Source organism: Olivibacter sp. 47, assembly GCF_030372825.1.
GTDB lineage: Bacteria > Bacteroidota > Bacteroidia > Sphingobacteriales > Sphingobacteriaceae > Olivibacter > Olivibacter oleidegradans.
On the sequence record NZ_JAUCNR010000001.1, the window covers coordinates 2283375 to 2301559 of the forward strand.

Below are 18185 nucleotides of genomic sequence, written 5' to 3' on the forward strand. Positions count from 1 at the left end.
TTATTTTAAGAATAATTCATTGGCATTGCTGATAGCCAGCATAATTAAGACAATCAAACCTATAGAGGCGAAAAAATTGGTAGGTTTTGTATTGACAAGCGTCCCCATAATGTGGGTATCATTCGATATAACAAACATAGCGATGCCAATGAAGGGCACGAGGAATATGGTTACACTTTGAGCAAATACAATAAGCTCCAAAGGAAGCTTCCCAAAAACAATGGCAATGGCACTTCCAAAAAGCATAACCAAGGCGATAAAAAAACGTACTGCTTTGGCATCCAACTGATAATCAAAGCCAAATGCGTCTGCTATCAGAGTGCCACCAAGCGTCGCGTTTCCAATTAAGGAGGAGAAGGAAGCGCCAAAAAGTCCCATCAAAAATAAGCTGGATGCGTATCTTCCAAATAACGGCTCAAGTGCCCGCGCCATGTCCGAAGCATTATTCACGGGTAATTTTTCCGCATGCAAAACGGCCGCTGCACAGATCATGACCATAGCGCTCATTAGTCCCAGCATAATAATGCCTGTCATACTTCCATTTCGATGGCCGTCCGTAGCCAATGTGTTTTTTTTACGTTCCTGCACTAAATAAGATTGGTAAAATGCACCAACAATAGAGAAGCACGAAGCAAAAAATGCGATAACGAGACCGATTGATCCCGCGGGGAGGGAAGGAACGAATCCCGTAATAATGTCCTCAACAGAAGGCTTAACAAAGAACAAAGTGACGATAAACGAAAAGAGCATTAACGCAATCAATAGAATCATCAACCTTTCCAATATTTTATAAAAACCGCGAAAAAATAACAGCACGATTCCAATGATGTTAAAAAGTATAATCCATATAGGAATAGAACTATTATTGATTTCAGCAATGGAAATCCCTACGCCGATGGCATTTCCGGCTTGGAAGGACGTCGCTACTAAAAATAGCCCTAAACCGATAATTATAGCGGAAATTTTACCCCATTTTTTACGGATCACACCCAATAGCGATTCCTGTGCAGCGATGCCGATCCGCGCACCCATATGAGTGAAGATCGCCATAAAAAAAATGGCTAAAACCACAATCCATAATAAAGAGAAACCATAGTCTGCACCTAGTTTAGAGGTAATTGTCATTTTGCTCGGACCGAATACAAGCGCTGCTGTAATAACTCCGGGACCTAAAGAGGCAAACCAATGCTTGAAATATTGGGTACGTGGCTTGTGGTAAGATGTAGAATTGGAGATTATTTCTTGATTTGGCATTTTATTATGTCTATAATTAATATCCTTCGTTTTGTACCAAAATACCTGCTGCCGATTGATCAATCTGACGTTGAGGAATGGGAAAACGCTTCATATAGGCTTGTGGCTTAAGTGTAACTTTTACGGGTGTTTGGTTTGCGTGATTAAATAATCGCTCTTCTTGTTTCATAACTTCTTCAAATTTTCCAGATCGAACCAGGTCAAACCATCGCTCATTTTCGTACGCAAATTCGAGCTGCCGTTCCAGAAATAACACATGGAAAAAGTCTTGCTCATTTGTAATTGATGCAGTTGTGTAGTTGTGATCGCTATTTCCAAAGGCCCGTGCTCGTATTTTATTAAGTGCATTCAATGCTTCTTGTTGTTGCCCGAGATGATATAGCACTTCGGCCTGCAGGAGTAGAATATCGGCATAACGCAAAATCGGTAAATCGAGTCCTGATTGCCCTTGGGTATGTGGCACGGCGTATTTATTGACATAGGGATACCAAATAGGAGGTACATTAGGTGTGTTTGGCGGAATCCACCATTCCGTAATGGTTGGGCTTTTGCGCCTATCGCCCTCCACATAATTCTTGTGTAGGCTCCAGGAAGGCAATGCAATTTCATTTCCGCGCGAGGCAATGCCAATAACGCCTGAATTCGGCAGAAATGCCGTGGATAAATTATGGCCATTCGAGCCGTCAATGTAGTTCAATGAAAATAGTACTTCCGTATTGTTTTCTGATGCAATCTTCCATAAGGAGCTAAAATCACTTACCAAGCTAAAAGAAGAGCCTGCTTCCTTAAAGAAACGATCCAATTGCGCTTTAGCAAGATCCCAATTTTGTTGGTAAACATGAACCTTTATCAGTAAAGCGATGGCCGCCGCTTTATTTGCTCTTCCATTCTCAATAGCGTTTTTCAGGGGAAGTATTTCAATCGCTCGTTCAAGGTCTTCTATAATCAAGGCGAAAATTTCGTCTTCGGCACTTCTACCGATACTAGCTGCTTCTTCAACAGACAGTATGCCGGTAACTTTGGGCACGTCGCCAAATAGCCTAACCAGATCAAAATAAAATAGCGCACGCATAAATTTGGCTTCTCCTTCAAATTGTTCTTTTTCACCTGAAGCATAGTCTGTCGGTTTATCCAAGTTAGTTAGTACTGCATTTGTACGGAAAATACCGTTATAGGTTGTTTCCCAAAAAGCAGCGATTAAAGGATTCGTAGCATTCACAGATAACATATCCATTTCGGGAGTCCCTTCGATTAAGGTATTCGCCGATAGATATAAGTTATCAGTTGGTACTTCTAAAATTTGATAATCGGTTGGTTTTCTTGTTTGTAATCTATTATAGATACCTAATACAGCTAGATCAATATCATTGGCGGTATTGTAATAGTTTTTTTCAGTTAACACCGATTCAGGAACAGGGTTTAGTAGACTGTCGTGGCATCCGCTTAGCAAAAATGCAAGAGAACATAGCGTATAGAAAATCTTCTTCATGTGACTAGAAATTAACATTTAGGCCTAATGTGAAAATTCGATTAACAGGTTCTGAACCACTATTATAACCAGGAGTACTATTGATTCCGTCGATTTCCCCAGCTGTATAACCTTCCGGGTTATAGCCGTGAAAATTTTTATCGGTAATCATAAAAAGGTTGTTGATGGAAGTGTAGAGCCGAAATTTTTTCATTTTTAGTTTGTTCGCAAGGTGTTCGGAAAAAGTATAACCGAAGTTTACGTTGCGAACGGCAAGAAAAGAGGCATTTTCGATATAGATACTGGAATTCGCCTGAAATTCCAATTGACTTAACGCCGCTGCAGGCATCTTTCCGTCGCCCGGCTCCTGTTCCGACCACCACTGCCCTTCTACTAAGGAGCGGCGCATTGCACCTAAGACATTGCCTTGGTAATATTGGTTCTCGAAGTTATAGATCTTAGCACCCAATGAAGCTTGAATGGCAATGCTGAGATCAAAATTTTCCATGAGAAATCGTTCACCAAACCCAAAATAGTTTTCGGCATATAACTACCTAATATCACCCGGTCTTCGGGGTTAATGCGCCCGTCACCATTGACATCTTGATATTTCGGATTTCCGGGTTTGGATCCTGAAAGAACAGGGGTATTAGCTACTTCTTCCTGATTTTGTAAAACACCTATGGCTTGATAACCATAATAAGAAAACATGGGTTCTCCCAGTCGCAGCAGCCAGCTCATACCAAAACGATCCGTATATAAGCGCTCGGAAAGCCCACCCAGATCAATAACCTTGTTCTTATTATGAGCAAGATTGAAGGAGGTCGACCACGAAAAAGATCCTCCTTGAAAATTTCGAGAAGTCAATTCCAGTTCGATCCCTTGATTGCGGATTTTTCCAATATTCGTAAGCCAGCTTGTAAAGCCGGTAATCGCAGGAATAGATACATTGTACAACAAATTAGAGGTGGTTTTTTGGTAATAATCCACGGTAAGATTAAGTCGGTTTGCCCATAAGCCCAAATCAATACCGAAATCATATTCCTGCGTTTTCTCCCAGCTGAGTGACGGATTACCCAGGGTAGTTTGTACCTGTGCATTGGAAAGCTCATTGTTTGGCGAATAATAAGTGTTCCCGATTTGGCCTAGATAGTCAAAATTGCCAATATTAAAATTTCCGGTCGAACCGTAACTTGCACGTAGCTTTAAATCACTTATGGCAGAGAGACTTTTCATAAATTCCTCTTGCGAAACTCGCCAAGCAAGGGATGCCGAAGGAAACCATCCCCATTTATTATTTGGTCCAAAACGCGATGAAGCGTCCGTTCGCATGGAAGCGGATAATAGGTATTTGTCTTTATAAGCATAATGAACGCGAGAGAAATAGGAAACGAGTCCCCATTCTGTTTTAGACGTCCTGGTTTGGGCGGGATCGATAATCGCATTGTTTAAGGTATGGATAATGTCATTATTGAATGACCCGGGTACGGCCCCCATAGCCGATGATCTGGAGGTTGCTCTTTGATAAGATGCTCCCAGAATCGCATCGAAGTGATGATTATTAAAATCCTTATTATAACTTAATACGTTTTCATTCAGTAAGTTAATGGTTCTGGAGTCACTAGCTGTACCAATGGATATGCCATTGGTTGAACCCCAAGTGCTTCGGAACCGATCGGAAGAAGAATAACTTATGGTGGTTCCTATGGAAGATTTTATTTTGAGCCCTTTGGCAAGATCGATACTGGCATACATTTCGCCTATGGTGGTCATGGCATCGTCAAAGTAGAAAGAACCTTCCATAAATGCCATGGGATTCGTTTGGCCGGATACGACGAGCCCCCAATAATCACGCGCTTTTGGATAGGAGCCATCTGGGTTTTGAACTGGCACAAATGGCGGATATTTGACCAAGTCGATCATCGCATGGGGGGATAAGCGATTACGTGTATAATTGGGATTAAGCATCAGCCCCATATTCACGCGATCGTTTACCTTTACATCCACATTTGCTCGCGCACCGTAACTTTTAAACCAGGTGTTTTTCAATGTTCCTTGCACATCTTTTATAATGGCTGATGCATAGTATTTTACGTTTTCGGTACCACCACTTACTGATAGATCGTAGTTCTGGAAAGGGGCAGGGGATAAGAGGGCATCTTGCCAATTGGTATTGGCATTGTTTCTTAGCGCATCGCTAACCTGATATTGAGGAGGGCGTCGATTGTCTCCCCAAACGGGAATACTGGTATCTCCACCAACATAATTAAATTCCCGGTTTTGGTATCTAACAGCGTAAGCGTAATATTCATCTTTATCCAGCCAATCATCGTGTCCCATGGCTGTCGAAACACCGCCATTTGCATTGATGTTAAGCACCGGCTTTCCCGTTTTTCCACGTTTCGTAGTAATAATAATTACTCCTCCCGCACCTCTCGATCCATAAATGGCAGCAGAAGAAGCATCTTTAAGTACTTCGATCGACTCCACATCATTCATATTGACATTGGCAAACGAGCCGCCGGGGAAACCGTCGACTACCACTAAAGGACTATTGCCTGCATCAATGGACCCTGAACCACCACGGATACGTATCAGCGGCGCCGAACCGGGAGCACTGCGCGTTTGCGATACGTTAACGCCCGCTAGCCTACCCTGGAGAGCGGCTTCGGGTCTAGCTAAGGGAATCTGGTCGAGATTTTTATTTTCCAGTTTTGACACGGCCGCTGTGACCGAGGATTTTTTCATTGTTCCGTAACCGATAACCACCACTTCGTCCAATGCGGAAATGTCTTCTTTTAACGTAATGGTTAAGTGTTGCCTTCCATTCACTTTATGGTTTTGACTGAGGTAACCTATCAACGAGAAGGTTAACGTAGATCCACTATTCGTCATGATACTGAAATGGCCGTCAAGGTCGGTAGTAACGCCCGTACGGTTAACGGTGTCCCGAACGGATACACCGGCCAAGGGTGCATTTTTTTCATCGACTACTTTTCCCTGCATACGAATGGTCTGGGCAGCCAGTTCGCCGATGGTGGAACAGGCCATTAACAAAAAAGCCAAGATTTTTGATGTTAGGTGATTTGTCTTTTTCTCCATAATTTAAGTTTTAATAAGCACCACTTTCGACCTACACCTACAGGTTTAAATCTGTAATGTGTACGTACACGTTAATATCGCAAGCAATTATTCATAAGTAATAGTCTAATGAGCAATATAGTCCCGCAGAAAGAGTTTATAATTTCGGTTACGTACCCGAAGATAGAAATTTAAAATTTACTTATCAAATATTTTGTAAATTTTTAAAGTAACAAAGCTCAGAGGATAACTGATACTTTACGGAGTCGGTCTACAATAATCTATTTAGAATAGAATTCTTTGAAACTTTCCATTTTTCTACTTGTTTTTTTATTGACTTGCATAAGGTTAACGAGTAAACTATAAAAAAGGAGGTTGTGATGTCACTTATTAGAAGAAGTAGAAGTGGTTTTCCTTCCCTGTTTGACGACTTTTTTAACAGGGATTTAATGAATTGGGACAGCGGCAATTTTTCACCGAACGCTACCGTCCCTTCGGTAAATATCAAAGAAACGGCGGACAATTATGAGGTGGAAATGGCAGCGCCGGGAATGAATAAGGATGATTTTAAAATTGAGCTCGACGGTAATCTGTTAACCATCTCTTCAAGCAAGGAATATGAAGATGAAAAAAGGGATGACGGATATGCGCGTAAAGAGTTTAGTTATCGATCGTTTCAACGGAGCTTCAATTTTCCTAAAGATGTAGTGGATGAAGATAAAATTGAAGCAAAATACGAAAATGGCCTATTGAAATTAACGATTCCCAAAAAAGAGGAGGCTAAACGAAAGGGACCCAGATTAATTAATATTTCTTGATTTCTATAGCCACCGACAGGTGGCTTTTTTATACCTTGTGGTATTTAACCAATTTTTACCCCATAATCGATCATAAATTCCTCTTTTTTTTCTTTTTTTAAGTGTTTATTTGCTTCAATTGTAAACTTTTAATCCCCTATTAAACATCTTTAAAGGCTTTTGATTCCATTTTAATAGCGAACATATCAGTTTGTTAGACTCCGCTTTGGCAGACCGGTTGAACAAAATATTGAAGCGGTATTAATTGGAAGAGGTGTCCTTTATTTTTAAAGTAAATAAACATGATAAATAGGATTGTTGCGGCTCACATTTGGTTTGTTTTGTTCGTTCATACGGATTTAGTGAAAGCGCAGTCCCCCCCTGGCCGGGACAGGCGATTGTTATCTATCGAAATGGTAAAAAGGAAAAAATTAAACGGGGCGATTTATTGATTTTTGCTGCTGAAAAAGATGACTGGATTGTTATGGTCAAAGATGGTACGAATCCCACATTATTTAACGCGAAGAAGTGGCCAACTGAATAGCCGGTTGCTTTATTTACATTTATTTACGAAAGATTCGTATTTGAATGAGAAATTATAAATTATAAGTTAATAAATTCATTTAAAAATGAAAAATTGGACTACACTATATAGTCGCAAATATCAACGGTGTATAGTAATTTGTGTATTTCTGTTCGGAATGACCGCACATGCACAAACCATGGATGAAATGTGGGAAAGCCGTTCGAGCGGTAAAGAGCACGCCAACATCCAGTGGTTTAAAGATGCTAAATTCGGTTTATTTATCCATTGGGGGCTTTACTCGCATTTAGGAGGAGAGTGGAAAGGGAAACGATATTATGGGAGTGGCGAGTGGATTATGAATCAAGCAAAGATTCCTGTGAGGGAGTATGAAGCCACTGCTGCAACTTTTAATCCCTCCCGATTTAATGCGGATGAGTGGGCACAACTAGCTAAAGATGCAGGAATCAAATATGTGGTTATTACGGCAAAACACCATGAAGGCTTTGCCATGTATGATTCTAAGGTCAGTACCTTTGATATTGTAGATGCAACGCCTTTTAAACAAGATCCAATGAAATTATTGGCTGATGCGGTTCGTAAACGGGGCATGCATTTTGGCTTTTACTACTCGCAATTTCAGGATTGGCATAATCCAAATGGGGGTAAAAATACCTGGGATTTTGATGAATCTAAAAAGGACTACCAAAAGTATTATCGGCAAAAGGCGATTCCGCAGCTAAAAGAGCTGATGTCTAATTATGGGGATTTAAGTATCGTTTGGTTTGACACGCCTGGTGGTTTGAGTAAAGAGCAAACGCAGCAGTTTATCGATAGTTTACGGTTGCTGCAACCGAAAAGTTTATTCAGTAGCCGAGTCGGACATGGTTTGGGTGATTATCGGGATTATGGCGACTCTGAAATGCCTGCCATGCCCATTAATGGTGCTTGGGAATCAATTTATACCCATAACGACTCCTGGGGTTACATGAAGCATGATATGAATTTTAAGACACCCGAAACGATTATTCGATTATTGGCCGAAGCTGCATCTAAAGGGGGGAATCTCATGCTGAACGTGGGTCCTGATGGTTCAGGTCGTATTCCAGCTTATTCAGCTCAGTTTTTACGGGAAACAGGGCGATGGTTACAGGTTAATGGCGAAAGTATTTATGGCACTACACAGGGCTTGATTCCTCAACAACCCTGGGGTGTAACGACATCAAAACCAGGAAAGCAATACTTACATGTTTGGACCCGACCCCGTAGCGGGAAGCTGCTGATTCCAAATGCCAATATGCAGGTGCAAAAGGTATACGCTTTGGCTGATGGGCAGCCTGTAAAATGGCATAAAAGGGGAGACGCTATTTGGATCGACTTACCCATAACTTTATCTGATGCGAAAAATACTGTATTTGTATTGGAATATGCGGGAGAAGCGCCTACCTATAATAAGAACGCGCCCATCACCATTTCCAACCAGTTTGACGAAAATGAGATAAAAGCAGCCTTTGCAAAAACGACGGGCAATGCCCGTATCGAAAGCTTAACCTACAGTCATTACTATGGTGATTGGAAACATACCAACTGTGTGGTTGGAATGGCTGATAGGGAAAAAGATATAATCGAATTTGACACGCAATTAATGGAATCCGGCAACTACCGGATTACGCTCGAATATGCCTGTGAGCCCGAAAGCGCTAATCAGGAGGGAACATTATCAATCAATGGACAAAACTTTTACTTTAGAACTTTACACACGGGTAGTTTTGATAAAAAAGCACCATTGCTCTTCGTTCGGCATGACGTGGCGACGATTTCAATAAATAAACCGGGACGGTATACTTTGGATATAAGGCCCTTAAGCGGTAAAAGCGAATTATTTAAACTAAAGGCTGTGATAATAAAACCGATAGATTAAAGAAGATGACAAAAACCATTTTGTACCCCTAAATAGAACGAAAATTACCCTTAGAGATTGGAGCGAATTGAGACTTTTGTGCACAAACCTAATGATGGCTAACCGCATAAACTAAAAAAGATGAAGGGTAAATTTACAAGAGGACTATTTATAGTACTATTATTATCTCAAACTTGTGCTTTGAGCTTCTGTGCGCTGGCACAGGGAAATAGCACGGTATCTGGTAAAGTGACAACGCCTGATGGACAAACTGCTCCGGGAGTAAGTGTCAGGGTTAAAGGAAAAAATAAAGGTACAACAACAGATGCTAACGGGCTTTACCAATTACAGGTGGAGTCTCAAGATGTGCTGATTTTTAGTCAGGTTGGTATGGCAACGAAGGAGGCGACCGTCAACGGACAAAAGCAAGTTAATATTATATTACAGGAGCTCAGCAATCAAATGGACGAGGTAGTCGTTGTGGGTTATGGAACGCAAAAGAAGGTAAACTTAACGGGTGCCATTGCTTCTGTAGATGGCGATGTGGTGAATAAGCGAATTGCTACTAATCCGACACAGTTGCTTCAAGGCCGAATGCCCGGTTTGCGCGTTACGCAAGCCTCCGGCGAAGCTGGAAATGAGAACGTGAATCTGCAAGTGAGAGGCTTGGGTTCCTATGGGGCCTCCGCTTCGCCACTGATTATTGTAGATGGTATTCCGGGAAGCCTAACAAATCTGAACCCGCAGGCCATCGAAAATGTTACGGTACTAAAAGATGCGGCTTCAGCTGCTATTTACGGAGCTAGGGCCGCAAATGGGGTGATACTGGTTACTACTAAGCAGGGGAAGGCAGGTAAAGCCAAGCTGACCTACGATTACAATATCGGCATTACCAAGGCGTCGTCGCTGCCGGATTTTGTATATAATTCAGTCGATTACATGAAGTTATATAATCAGGCTGCTATAAACTCGGGCATCACGAATTCCAATGCGATGTTCAGTCAGGAAATGATTGACGCTTATGCAAATGCCACGGATAAAAATTTATATCCTGATTTTAACTGGTTAGATGCGGTGTTTAAAACAGTACCGGTACAAACGCATAACCTATCACTTAGTGGGGGAGGAAGTGGAACAACTTATAACGTTATTCTTGGCTACGTTGATCAACCGGATATTATGGTTGGGACTTCTTTCAAAAAGTACAATTTACAGATAAACCTGAACGCGAAGATCAATGAACGAATTAATTTCGGATCCAGCATCACCTTGAACTATGGAGACCGAAAATATCCGAGGAATGGGAGCGAAGATCAATTTCTATCCACCATTAGTCAGTCACCACTCTATGGCCCTTACCTGCCGGATGGCAGTGGTCGTTATACCTCCCGAGCCTATCCTTTCCAGTCACCTAACAAAAATCCGGTAGCTGTGGCGGAAAATGCCTTAACCAAGTTAAACAACTATTATATGCAGGGCAATCTTTTTCTGAATGTTAAATTGCTGGAAGGATTAGAGTGGAGAACAAGTGGTGGCTTGAATTATAGCTTTTCTAAAAACTATACTTTTAAGCCGGTCGTTGAACAATATCTCTGGTTTGCGGGGCCGAATGATGCATCAAGTAGACTTCTCGATGTTGGCGGACAAGGTCTGACGGTTACGGACGATAATAATGTATATCCCGTAGGTTATACCCAACTTACTTATGATAAATCGTTTGGTAATCATCATTAAAAGTGCTAGCCGGCACGCAAGTAGAATATAATAAAACCCAGATGCTTTTAGGTAGTCGTTTGCAATTCCCTAGCAATGAAGTACCTGAGCTAAATGCCGGTGGTGCAGGACAGCAAACAAATGAAGGTGTCACAGAAGAATGGTCGCTCAGATCTTATTATGGAAGAATAAATTACGATTACAAAGGGAAGTATTTATTAGAAGGAAATGCGCGTTACGATGCTTCTTCCCGCTTCCCTAAAGATTTGAAGTGGGCGTTTTTTCCTTCTGTATCAGGAGGTTGGCGTATAGCTGAAGAGGCTTTTTACGGAGATGGATTAAAAGCTGTTATGAGTGACCTCAAGTTGCGGGCATCTATTGGTACCTTGGGGAATCAGAACATCGGTAATTATCCTTATCAAACGGTGTTGAATTCGTCTTACGCTTATCCATTTGAAGAATCGTTACAGCAGGCTGCTCGTCAGGAAGCCATGGCAAATAATCGCATTAAGTGGGAAAGCACCACTGTTGTCGATTTCGGTGTTGACCTTGGTTTCTTTAACAATAAATTAATTGCCAATTTTGATTGGTACAATAAGGTTACTTCTGATATCTTATCTTCTTCAACCGCTTTCCCCGCTTATATTGGCTTGGCGGCGCCAACGGTTAATTACGGAGAATTGAGGAACCGAGGCGTAGAGCTTGGTTTACAATATAGGGAGACCTTTGGAGAAGTTGCGTTGAGCTTGAGTGGAAATATTCAAGCCAATCGTAATAAAGTGATTAAATATGGGGCCGAGCGCATTCAGGGAAACACGATTATCCGTGAAGGGTTGCCCTATGGAAGCTTCTACTTGCTGCAAAACATCGGTATCTTTCGCTCGCAGGATGATATTACTAATGCTCCTGTTCAACAAATTCCTGCAAAACCAGGCTACTTGCAATTTGCTGATGTCAATGGTGATCATCAAGTGGATAATAATGATCGGGTAGTGGTTCCAGGTGCGTTTCCAAATTTTGACTATTCTTTTAACGCCTCGGCTACCTGGAAAAATTTTGATTTGACCGTGTTTCTTTTTGGGTCACAAGGACAGAAGATATTCGTAAGTGAGTGGGGGATTGTTCCATTTCGGCAAGGCGGTGTATTCACCCGCGATTGGATGGAGGATTCCTGGACGCCTGAAAACCCGAATGCAAGCTTACCAATAGTGGGAGCCGAGGGCACGCCAGCCGCCAATAATGTTAGAACTGCTTCGACCTTTTTTCTTAAGGATGCATCTTTCTTACGATTGAAGAATGTCCAGCTCGGATACAACTTACCGGCAAGCATGCTAAGTAAAATCGGAATCAGTGGTCTACGAATCTATTTTGCAGGAGATAATTTGTTGACTTTTTCAAAATTCCCTGGTTTGGATCCTGAGCGTGGTGTATCTTCCGGCGGGGGAGCTACTTCAGGAAGATATGTAACGCACCCGCAGAATAAAGTATTTGCATTCGGTACTAGTATAACCTTTTAAAACCTGATGTTATGAAGCTTACATTAAAAACAATATATATTACTTTGGCTACGCTTGCAGCACTTAGTCTAAATAGTTGTACAAAAGACTTGTTGGAGAAGGATCCAACCGATAAGATTTCGGAGCAGAATTTTTGGAAAACAAAAAGCGATGCGGATTTAGCGTTGGCAGGTTGTTATGAGTTCCTCAGTAGAGGATACAATGCAACATCCTCCACTGCAGCTCGTGGTGGTTGGGGTGGCGCTTCCATGCTCTGGGATGGGCTTTCTGACGATGCCTTCGTCCCCAGCAGTTCCAATAGCTTTAATGTGATTTCCCGGTCGGGAATAACGCCTACAACCGGCGGGATGCAAACGGAAGGGTATGAGATATCCTATCAAGCGATCGGTGCTTGTAACCGCTTACTTGCCAATATCGATAAGATCGCTACACTGAGTGAAGAGCAACGCAATATATATAAAGGCGAAGCAAGGTTTATCAGAGCGCACTACTATTTTTTACTTACTCGTTTGTATGGCGACGTTCCTTTAACGCTGCAACCATTAGGATTAGATGAAGCAAGTGCTATGTTGGCTCGAACGCCAAAAGCAGCGATCATTTCTGCCATTTTGGAAGACCTTGATTTTGCGATTGAACACCTACCTAACACTTCTTATAGCGGACATGCGGTGCGGGGATCTGCTTTAGGGTATAAGGTCAAAGTACTGCTCACCAATAAACAATGGGACGCTGCTGCCAACACGGCGCAAATAATTATCGACGAAAAAGTATTTTCTATTTATCAGGGAGGTTATCGGAATCTCTTTAGAAAACCCGGCCAAAATAATAATCCCGAGATTATGTTTTCAGCAAAGTTTCTGCCACCTAATATGTACAGTCCTGCTGACATGATGTATTCTTACTTGAAGGCCGTGCAACCTTTATACTATTTGGTAGACAGTTACACATGCACGGACGGTAAGCCTATTACGGAATCTCCTTTGTATGATCCGAATAATCCTTATGAAAATCGAGATCCGCGTTTGAAAGCATCCATTATTTATGAAGGCGTTTGGCGCGGGACAGATGCTTCCTCGGCCTTTGATCCCGTCTTTGAGAATGTGTTGGGCGGTTACCTGCCGCGTAAATATATTAACGAATCAAAATGGCCAACCAGCTATGCTACGCAAAGTGATCAAGATTGGGTATTTTTACGTTATGCCGATGTATTGCTTATGTACGCTGAGGCGAAAAATGAAAGCAGTGGACCCGATCAGACGATTATCGACGCACTGAATCAGGTCCGTTCTCGTTCCGATGTGAACATGCCCTTGTTTAACCTCAATGATAGTTATAGTCGGGAAGAACTTCGAGAAGTAATCAGGCAGGAACGGCGGGTTGAACTTGCTTTAGAGGGGCAACGTTATTTCGATTTAAAACGTTGGGGGGTTATCAAAGAAGTTATGGATACGATCCAAGATCCCGATGGTGCCGCAAGATTATTCCAAGCGCGTGACACGTTATGGCCGGTTCCGCAGTCTGAGGTCGATATCGCCCGAAGTTTAGGGAACGAGGGCTATAAGCAAACACCCGGTTTTTAACTGTTAACCTTATGTAAGATGAACAAGTTCGGACAATTGGCACGGATAATTTTACTCTCCATGAGCTTGGTACTTCCACTACAGCTTTTAAATGCACAAATACCGGTTGAGAAGGGTAAAGAGCGAATGAAATGGTGGACAGAAGCCCGATTTGGCATGTTTATCCATTGGGGCGTGTATGCCCAATTTGCTGGTGTTTATAAAGGCCACGAACAGGCAAGAGGTGGCACTGAGTGGATTATGAACCGTTGTAAAATTCCGGTAGCCGAATACCAGGCTGCTGCTAAAAAGTTCAATCCGGTGCACTACAACCCGGATGAATGGGTAAGAATGGCGAAAGAAGCCGGTATGAAATATTTGATTATTACCGCTAAACACCATGATGGATTTGCCTTATTTAGAACTGCTGCCAGTAAATGGAATGTAGTGGATGCAAGCCCTTATGGCCGCGATCTGTTAAAGCCTTTGGCAGAGGCCTGTAGAAAATATGGGATTAAGTTAGGCTTTTATTATTCCCAGGCCCAAGATTGGAATAATCCCGGCGGATCGGCAGCCAGAAAATTAATGCGAGAAGGATGGCCAAACCCTGATTCGGCTCGGATAGATGCATATACCTTAACTCATAAAGGGCATTGGGATCCTGCTCAGGAAACGGTTTCGTTTGATGAGTATATCAATAAGGTTTCTGTGCCGCAGGTAAAAGAACTGCTTAGTAATTACGGCGATATTGCGATACTGTGGTGGGATACACCAACGAATATGACGGATGAAGCGGCGCTTAAATTACAGGAACAACTTAAACTGCAACCCCATATTATCACGAACGATCGGTTGAAAAGACCCAACTTTCCGGGAGATACGAAAACCCCCGAGCAAAAGATTCCGGACTTCAGTGAACTGGATGGAAAGTATTGGGAAACTTGTATGACCATGAATGGGACTTGGGGATATCGAACTTCTGACAATAACTGGAAATCAAGCGAAACCCTTATCCAAAACTTAATCGATATTGCCTCTAAGGGAGGAAACTACTTGCTGAATATCGGCCCTAAGCCCGACGGTACTTTCCCCAAAGAAAGCATCGATCGGTTGAAAGCAATCGGTGATTGGATGAAAGTAAATGGGGAAGCTATTTACGCAACTAAGGCTAGTCCACTTGCTCCATTGAATTGGGGTAGATGCACCATGAAAGAGACCGGAAATAACACCATTCTTTATTTATCTGTATTTGACTGGCCCTCGGACGGGAAATTGGTTGTCCCTAAATTGAGAAACAAGGTGCTATCTGCGATGCTTTTGGCCAACGGGCAAATCATAAAGGCGGGTAACAAAGGGGATACGGTCTCAATAGCTCTTCCTTTAGAAGCACCTGATAAGGTGGCGACTGTTGTTAAACTGGAGCTAAAAGGTCATGTGGAGGCTGTAAAACACGGATTACCTGCAAAAATGATGAAAAGTGGTGCATTGGATTAAGTGGTTGATCGTTGAGTAGTGAAATGGTCGAGTAGTTAAGTGGTTAAATGGTTGAGTAGTTAAGTGGTTAAATGGTTGAGTAGTTAAGTGGTTAAGTGGTAAATGGTTGAGTAGTTAAGTGGTTAAGTGGTAAATGGTCGAGTAGTTAAGTGGTTAAATGGTTGAGTAGTTAAGTAGTTAAGTGATTAAATGGTCGAGTAGTTAAGTGGTTAAATGGTTGAGTAGTTAATACATTATGTTTAGGTTAAAATATTGTTTATTATATACACTTTTTTTTATAGGTTTCTTTTTAACCGCTCGTAGTCAAGAAACCCGTCGTATCGATAAAAGTTGGGAGTTTCTAAAAAGTGATTTAGGCGGTATTTGGGAAGCCGTAAGACCCGTTGGGAAAGGCAATCCGGAAGCGGTGCCGATTTGGCAGCAGGTTGACTTACCGCACTGCTTCAATGCAACTGACGGGGTCGATCCGGATGTAAATTATTACCAAGGTCCTGGATGGTATCGGAAAAACATAAAGGTTGATAACCCTTATCAAAATGGGCGGACGCGTTTGCATTTTGAAGGCGTCGGACAAAAAACGGAGGTTTATGTTTATACAACAAAGGTAGCTGAACATATCGGTGGCTACGACGAATGGGTGGTGGATATTACGGATGCGGTAAAAACCTTTACCGCAAACCCCATCTGTGAAAAACAATTTCACGGACAGGTTCCTATCATTGTTCGAGCAGATAATTCCCGTGACCTGGAAATGATTCCCTCCGATCTATCCGATTTTAATCTATATGGGGGTATCTATCGGCATCTTAACCTGCAATATATACCACAAGCTTCCATTGATAGGGTTTTTACTAAAGTGAGTGTGGATCCTCAAGGTAAGGAGGGTTCGTTGCACATCAGCACACGGTTCTTGCGTGATGGCGGCAGCCGAAATTTAAAAGTAGATATCCGTCTTTTAGATCCACAAGGGGAACAGGTGGCACAATTTGAAAAAGAGGTATCGACACAAATAAAAGAAATTGATTTAGCTTGCCTGAACGTTAAGAAGCCGATTTTATGGAGTCCTGCCCAGCCGTCATTATACAAGTTAATCGTGACTGCAAAAACAGGAATGGATAGCTGTACGGTAGAAGAAAAAATAGGATTTCGACATTTCGAGTTTAAAAAGAAGGGGCCATTTTATCTGAATGGAGAGCGTTTGTTACTACGCGGTACCCATCGGCATGAAGATCATGCCGGTGTTGGGGCAGCCATGACGGATTCCATGATCCTTAAAGAAATGCAACTCATGAAAGAGATGGGGGTTAACTTCATCCGATTGGGACATTATCAACAGTCGAGGGTTGTTCTGAATGCCTGCGATAGCCTCGGTATGCTGGTTTGGGAAGAAATTCCATGGTGCAGGGGTGGCCTGGGAGGAGAACAGTATCAAGCGCAAGCGCGACAAATGTTGACTAATATGATCGAGCAGCATTATAATCATCCGTCCATTATTATCTGGGGATTGGGAAATGAAAATGACTGGCCAGGCGATTTCTCAGTGTTTGATAAGGAGAAAATTAGAGCCTTTATGAAGGAGCTGAACGATCTGTCTCACCGCTTAGATCCATCAAGAAAAACAGCTATTCGGCGCTGCGACTTTTGTAAAGATATCGTAGATGTTTATTCGCCGTCTATCTGGGCTGGTTGGTACCGAGGTTTGTACACTGATTATAAACAGGCTTCGGAAGAGGAAATGAAAAAAGTCAACCATTTCCTTCATGTCGAATGGGGAGGTGATAGTCATGCACGCCGACATGCCGAAAATCCGGACAAAGCCTTAGCGAAGATTACAACAGGAGATGGGGTGGATGAAAGAGCGGGGGATGCGTCGCTGTATGGTGGGGCAGCGAGGGTTTCAAAAGATGGTGACTGGAGTGAAAGTTATATCTGCAATCTGATTGATTGGCACTTGAAAGAACAGGAAAATATGCCTTGGTTAACGGGAACAGCTTATTGGCCTTTTAAGGACTTTTCTACACCGGTGAGGCCGGATAATCCAGTACCGTATGTGAATCAAAAGGGTGTTGTAGAACGTAATTTAAATAAAAAGGAAGCCTATTATGTGTTCCAATCTTATTGGGTTAAAAAGCCAATGGTACGTATTTACGGGCACACTTGGCCAACGCGCTGGGGTGAACCGAATGAAGAAAAAATGATCAAGGTCTATTCCAATGCAGAAGAGGTGGAGCTTTTTGTTAATGGAAAAAGTATGGGAATTAAAAAAAGAAATGTACAGGATTTTCCTGCCGCCGGTTTACGATGGATGGTGCGGCTTCGTGAAGGTGAAAACCATTTTAAAGCCGTAGCAAAAAATGGAAAAGAGATGGTGAGCGATGAACTTAGGCAAAACTATCTAACAGCAAAATGGGATAAACCCGTACGAATGAACCTACAGGAAGTCGACCGTGAGGGTGACATTGTCACCCTTCAGGCTGATTTGCTGGATGCGAAAGGTGTCCTGTGTTTGGATGCCCAAAATTGGTTACACTTTTCAGCTGTGGGTGATGGAAGTTTGATCGACAATCAGGGAACCTCCGATGGCTCGCGGAAGGTGCAGGCTTACAATGGTCGGGCGATGATTAAAGTGCGCCTAGCAAAGGGGAAATGTGTAGCTAGCGTGCAGTCGGAGGGGATGGAAACGACTTTTGTGAACTTGCAATAGTTAAATCGTAAAGGAGTAGAGTCGTTAAATGCTTGAGTAGTAGAGTGGTTAAATGGTTGAGTAGTTTAGTGGTTGAATAGTGGGTGTCTACATTTTAGCATGGCGCGATCGAACACTTAATAAATACAAAGGAATGTCGATGACGATTTGAATCCAAGTTTGAGCGTGGGATAAT

At 42.3% G+C, this 18185-nt stretch carries 9 protein-coding genes and 1 pseudogene; 6 read left to right on the forward strand and 4 right to left on the reverse strand.

Annotation, left to right across the window (positions count from 1 at the left end):
• Genes QT327_RS09805 through QT327_RS09820 form a run of 4 tightly spaced genes read right to left on the reverse strand, consistent with a single transcriptional unit; the run spans position 1 to position 5824 of the window.
• The gene (locus QT327_RS09805) at positions 1-1254 is read right to left on the reverse strand and encodes an Nramp family divalent metal transporter (RefSeq protein ID WP_130857588.1); all 1254 of its coding nucleotides are present in this window, start codon (positions 1252-1254) and stop codon (positions 1-3) included.
• A gap of 16 nt (positions 1255-1270) precedes the next feature.
• Positions 1271-2743 (reverse strand): RagB/SusD family nutrient uptake outer membrane protein, encoded by a 1473-nt coding sequence (locus tag QT327_RS09810; RefSeq protein WP_289552719.1) that lies wholly within the window; start codon positions 2741-2743, stop codon positions 1271-1273.
• 4 nt (positions 2744-2747) lie between these two features.
• The gene (locus QT327_RS09815) at positions 2748-3230 is read right to left on the reverse strand and encodes a hypothetical protein (RefSeq protein WP_289552720.1); all 483 of its coding nucleotides are present in this window, start codon (positions 3228-3230) and stop codon (positions 2748-2750) included.
• On the reverse strand, positions 3137-5824 hold the full coding sequence (locus tag QT327_RS09820) for a SusC/RagA family TonB-linked outer membrane protein (protein WP_289552722.1): 2688 nt from the start codon (positions 5822-5824) through the stop codon (positions 3137-3139). Before QT327_RS09820 ends, QT327_RS09815 begins: the two co-directional genes overlap by 94 nt.
• Positions 5825-6183: 359 nt before the next feature.
• Between QT327_RS09820 and QT327_RS09825 the strand changes: the two genes are divergently transcribed.
• From QT327_RS09825 to QT327_RS09850, 6 genes and pseudogenes are all read left to right on the forward strand, one after another.
• Positions 6184-6621 (forward strand): Hsp20/alpha crystallin family protein, encoded by a 438-nt coding sequence (locus QT327_RS09825; RefSeq protein WP_130857585.1) that lies wholly within the window; start codon positions 6184-6186, stop codon positions 6619-6621.
• A gap of 608 nt (positions 6622-7229) precedes the next feature.
• Positions 7230-9044, forward strand: a complete 1815-nt coding sequence (locus tag QT327_RS09830; protein ID WP_013666128.1) for an alpha-L-fucosidase — start codon at positions 7230-7232, stop codon at positions 9042-9044.
• 120 nt (positions 9045-9164) lie between these two features.
• Positions 9165-12253 (forward strand): annotated as a pseudogene (locus QT327_RS09835) (SusC/RagA family TonB-linked outer membrane protein).
• A gap of 11 nt (positions 12254-12264) precedes the next feature.
• Entirely contained in the window at positions 12265-13833 is a 1569-nt protein-coding gene (locus QT327_RS09840) for a RagB/SusD family nutrient uptake outer membrane protein (protein WP_289552723.1), read from the forward strand.
• An 18-nt stretch (positions 13834-13851) separates the two neighbouring features.
• Positions 13852-15306, forward strand: a complete 1455-nt coding sequence (locus QT327_RS09845; RefSeq protein ID WP_289552724.1) for an alpha-L-fucosidase — start codon at positions 13852-13854, stop codon at positions 15304-15306.
• A gap of 235 nt (positions 15307-15541) precedes the next feature.
• Positions 15542-18010, forward strand: coding sequence for a glycoside hydrolase family 2 TIM barrel-domain containing protein (locus QT327_RS09850; RefSeq protein WP_289552726.1), 2469 nt, complete (start codon positions 15542-15544; stop codon positions 18008-18010).
• Positions 18011-18185: the final 175 nt, after the last annotated feature.